The sequence below is a fragment of the Corallococcus interemptor genome, from assembly GCF_003668875.1.
GTDB lineage: Bacteria > Myxococcota > Myxococcia > Myxococcales > Myxococcaceae > Corallococcus > Corallococcus interemptor.
In genome coordinates, this window is the sequence record NZ_RAWM01000429.1 from 1 (window position 1) to 397 (window position 397).

Here is a 397-nt window from a genome sequence, read left to right on the forward strand (position 1 = left end):
CTCGCGGGTCACCCTCACGCTGAACTCGAGGAGAAGCTGGGCGCCTTCGCGCGTGGTGAGCCCGTGCCGGGCGCGGCCACGGGACGTGCATCGGGGCAGACCCGGCGCCGGGTCGTCTTCGTGTTCCCGGGTCAGGGCTCTCAGTGGCTGGGCATGGGCCGGAAGCTGCTGGCGGAGGAGACGGCGTTCCGCGATGCCATGGAGCGCTGCGACGCGGCCATCCATGCGTGCGCGGGCTTCAGCGTCCTGGGGGAGTTGGCGGCCGAAGAGAGCAAGGGCCGCCTCCATGAAATCGACGTCATCCAGCCCGTCCTCTTCGCCATGGAAGTGGCGCTGGCGGAGTTGTGGCGCGCCTGGGGCATCGAGCCCGACGCCGTGGTGGGGCACAGCATGGGCG

At 71.0% G+C, this 397-nt stretch carries 1 protein-coding gene; it reads left to right on the plus strand.

The window, feature by feature from the left end; translation table 11 throughout:
- Nucleotides 1-397: acyltransferase domain-containing protein (locus tag D7X96_RS39385; RefSeq protein ID WP_121772022.1), on the plus strand; the 397-nt coding region annotated here is incomplete at both ends.